Source organism: Nocardia sp. NPDC059236 (genome assembly GCF_042754085.1).
Lineage (GTDB): Bacteria > Actinomycetota > Actinomycetes > Mycobacteriales > Mycobacteriaceae > Nocardia.
Genome location: NZ_JBHZAF010000056.1, coordinates 1 through 3,473, shown reverse-complemented (window position 1 = coordinate 3,473; position 3,473 = coordinate 1). Strand labels below are relative to the sequence as shown.

Annotated in this window: 3 protein-coding genes and 1 pseudogene; 2 read left to right on the top strand and 2 right to left on the bottom strand. The window is 65.0% G+C overall.

What is annotated here, in order from left to right; all coding sequences use genetic code 11:
* The first annotated feature begins 81 nt into the window (after window positions 1-81).
* A complete protein-coding gene (locus ACFXIV_RS47705; RefSeq protein WP_379421513.1) occupies window positions 82-921 on the top strand; it encodes a dienelactone hydrolase family protein in 840 nt (279 codons plus the stop codon).
* 469 nt (window positions 922-1,390) lie between these two features.
* Here ACFXIV_RS47705 and ACFXIV_RS47700 read toward each other — a convergent pair whose 3' ends face one another.
* Window positions 1,391-2,077 (bottom strand): TetR/AcrR family transcriptional regulator, encoded by a 687-nt coding sequence (locus tag ACFXIV_RS47700; protein ID WP_379405825.1) that lies wholly within the window; start codon window positions 2,075-2,077, stop codon window positions 1,391-1,393.
* A 56-nt stretch (window positions 2,078-2,133) separates the two neighbouring features.
* Entirely contained in the window at window positions 2,134-3,012 is an 879-nt protein-coding gene (locus tag ACFXIV_RS47695) for a crotonase/enoyl-CoA hydratase family protein (RefSeq protein ID WP_379421512.1), read from the bottom strand.
* Window positions 3,013-3,165: 153 nt separating this feature from the next.
* On the opposite strand from ACFXIV_RS47695, the pseudogene ACFXIV_RS47690 reads away from it, so the two are divergent.
* Window positions 3,166-3,473, top strand: a pseudogene (locus ACFXIV_RS47690) (NAD(P)(+) transhydrogenase (Re/Si-specific) subunit alpha); the annotation flags it as partial.

Here is a 3,473-nt window from a genome sequence, read left to right as displayed (position 1 = left end):
GTAATCATGTGGCGAGATTAGACCGAAGGGTGGCGATCTTGCCAATGGTGGTGTTCTGACCTGCTGCGGCAGGGTTTGGGTGTGCAGCAATCTCTCCCGCAGGATCCTCTCGACGACGACCTCGCCGATTTCGCACCCCGGTCGATCACGCTCGACGGAGTAGCCCGCACGGTGTACGTCAGCGGGAACGGACCGGCGGTCATCGTCATGGCGGAAATGCCCGGCATCAGTCCCGATGTGGCTCGCTTCGCCCGCTGGGTGCGCGACGCTGGGCTGACCGTCTACCTGCCGTCACTGTTCGGCCGCGACGGTGCCTATCCGGAGGCCGAGGCCGGCGTGGAAGTCTTCAAACGCGCCTGTGTCAGCGCGGAATTCCGGGCCTTCGGCGCGGGCAAGTCCAGCCCGGTCGCGGTGTGGCTGCGTGCGCTGGCAGCCCTGGCCCATCGCGAATGCGGCGGTCTCGGCGTCGGCGCGCTGGGTATGTGCTTCACCGGGAATTTCGCGCTCACCATGATGCTCGAGCCCGCGATGCTGGCGCCGGTGCTGTGCCAGCCGTCGCTGCCACTGGATGAGCCTGGTGGACTAGAGATTTCGCCCGGTGAGCTCGCGGCCGTGCGGGAGCGACTCGATCGCGATGATCTCGTGGTGCGCGCCTATCGCTTCGAGGGCGACCGCTTCTGCACCGCGCAGCGCTTCGCCGCCTACTCCGCAGCGCTGGGTCCGCGTTTCGAGCCGCGAGTGCTGCCCGCCGACGCGGCGAATCCCTCTCCGCCGCCGTTCTTCTCGCAGATCGTCGGCTGCCCGCACAGTGTGGTCACCGCGCATCTGATCGATACGGCGGGGGAGCCGACCGCCGCCGCCCGCGACGAGATCCTCGCCTTTCTCGTCGACCGGCTGACTGCGGACATCCCGTTGCAGTGACATAGCGTCCACGCTGGTCCAGCTTCGCGGCCACTTCCGTCGACGTTGGAGCTTGCGACTGCGGGGTAGTAGTCGCTGGAGAGGAGGAGTCGCTTACATCCGGCTTTGTAATCGGGCGTGAGGGACTTGCGGAGCTCGGGATCCGACACCTGCTTGTTCAGCAGCCGCCAGTCTTCACCGACCCGCTTCAACAACTGTGGCTATCTGTGGCCCGGCGTCGGCGATCAGCTGTGTGAGTCCGTGTTCGGTGCACAGCGTCAGCGGTTTGTCCGCTGACGCTGTGGCCTCGCCCGGTTGATTCGTGGCCCACAGACAGCAGGCATGTAGCCAACTGCCTTCGGATCATCGCGCGAGGACGTCGCGGAAGTGCGATGCCCTCCACCAGACTCGCGGAGCGGCTGCACGCCTTTTCGGCTGCGACCCGCGTGTTCTCGCCGAGCGCCGAAGTTGTCCGGCGGTAACCAACGCGTCAATCCCCTTCAGGCGGGAGGGTGATCGGCTCGATCCGGCTCAGCGGGATCCGAGACAGGCCACCCCAGCAGAGAGCGACTACGGACTCGACGGCATCGGCTTTCGAGCTGGTCCGGCCGGTGTCGAGCCAGTACCGCGCCGCGAACTGGCTGGCTCCGACGAGCCCTGCGGCCAGCAGGCGCGCCTGCGTGGTGTTCATCGCGGCATCCTGCGCGATCGCCCCGGTGATCGCCTCGACGCACGCGTCGGCGGCCCGTCCCAATCGCCACTGCACCGAGGGTTCGGCCAAAGCGTCGGAGTCGAAAACCAGCCGGAAGCCCTGAGCTTCGCTGTCGATGAAGTCGAAGTACGCCTTCACCGCGGTGTGGACGCGGTCCCGGCTCGGGGCAGCGGAGTGCAGCGCGTGACGCACGTTCTCGGTGAGAGTGTCGATATGTTGCTGCAACACCGCCAAGTACAGTTCGAGCTTGCTCGAAAACTGTTTGTACAGAACAGGTTTGCTGAATCCAGCGCGTTCGGCGATCTCCGACATGGTGGCGGCGTGGTAGCCCCGCGCGACGAACACCTCGGTGGCCGCGGTCAGGGCGCATCGCCGACGGAAATCACGCCAGGCTCGGGTTCTGTGACCACTGGGCGCTCCACTACCCATCGGTGACCGCTCGTATTCGACAAGTTCTGCGGTCATTTCGACTGCCCTCTCACTTCCTGTGAGCCGCTACACGGGTTCCGGTGCGGCTCGTCCTACCTGGTGTGTTCGGTCCGATCGGCGAACCGCGGACGGCGTGCTTCGAACTCCGCGTTGACCGCCTCGACCTGATTCGCGCTGCCAACCAGCGCGCCGATCTCGGCCTGTTCTGCGGCGAAACCGGTTTCGAGATCAACCCTGCCAGCCAGATCCAGCAGACGTTTGGCGGCGGTGATCGCTTCGGGATTGCGATCGGCGATCGAATGCGCAAGCTCGAGCGCCGATCCGCGCGGATCGGCGCAGACCCGGGTGGCGAGGCCGAGCTCGAATGCCTCGGTGCCACTGAGTATCCGCCCGGAGAACGTGAGCTCCTTGGCCACATCGCGCCCGACCAGCTCGGGCAGCAGCTGGGTTCCCGTCATGTCCGGTACAAGACCCCACTTGATCTCCATGACGGACAATTTCGCATCGGGCGCCACCATCCGGATGTCCGCGCCGAGGGCGATCTGCAATCCGCCTCCGAGTGCATGACCGCTGATTGCGGCGATAACGGGCACCGGAAGCTCGGTCCAGATGTGTGCGGCTCGCTGGCCGGCCGCCTTGGCAGGTCCCGACCCCGGCGGAAGCTCGATCGCTCCTGCCCATCCCTCGTCGTCACGCATCGACTCGAAGACCCGGAAGTCGAGTCCGGCGCAGAAGTCCTGTCCCTCTCCGGAGAGCACGACCGCGCGGAGTCCGCGTTGCCGTTTGAGATCGTCTCCGGCGCGAACCAGTCCGCCGAACATTGCCAGATCCAGGGCGTTTCGCTTGTTGGGTCGGTTCAGCCGGACGTCCGCGACCCCATCGACAATGTCGATGGTGACTCGCTCCGACATCAGTTCCTCCTGGTTTCCGCGTGGTGGTGACGACACGCTATTAATAGAGTGAGTATTCAATACAATAACTCTTGGGATGCCGCTCCACCAGACGCGAGCAGGTCGTTGTACAGGCTGTTTCATTTCGGTACATCCGAAGCCGCACAGCGTCCTGAAGTATCTGGCCCAACCGGGGTGGTGCCTGGCCGTGATTACCAGTGAGGACCTGAACGAGTGGAGACAGTGAAGAGTGCTGGAGACGGCACTCCGAGCCGGACGAGAGTCGGCGTCGTTCGTGAGATCGATGCCGGAGAACGCCGAGTTGCCTTGGTGCCCAAAGCCATCCCGAGCCTTGTGCAACAAGGGGTGGCCGTTGTTGTCGAGTCAGAGGCGGGCTTGGGAGCGTCGATCCCGGACTCCGCATATGTGGAGGCTGGTGCGGAGATAGGTGATCCGTACAGCGCCGACGTGGTCGTGAAGGTCGCCGCGCCGAACGACAGCGAGATCGCCAAGCTGTCGTCGGGGCAGACGCTGATCGGGTT

What these genes read in the sequence shown, in the direction of transcription:
- ACFXIV_RS47700 (WP_379405825.1), bottom strand. Translation starts at nt 2,077, where the DNA reads ATGACCGCAGAACTTGTCGAATACGAGCGGTCACCGATGGGTAGTGGA.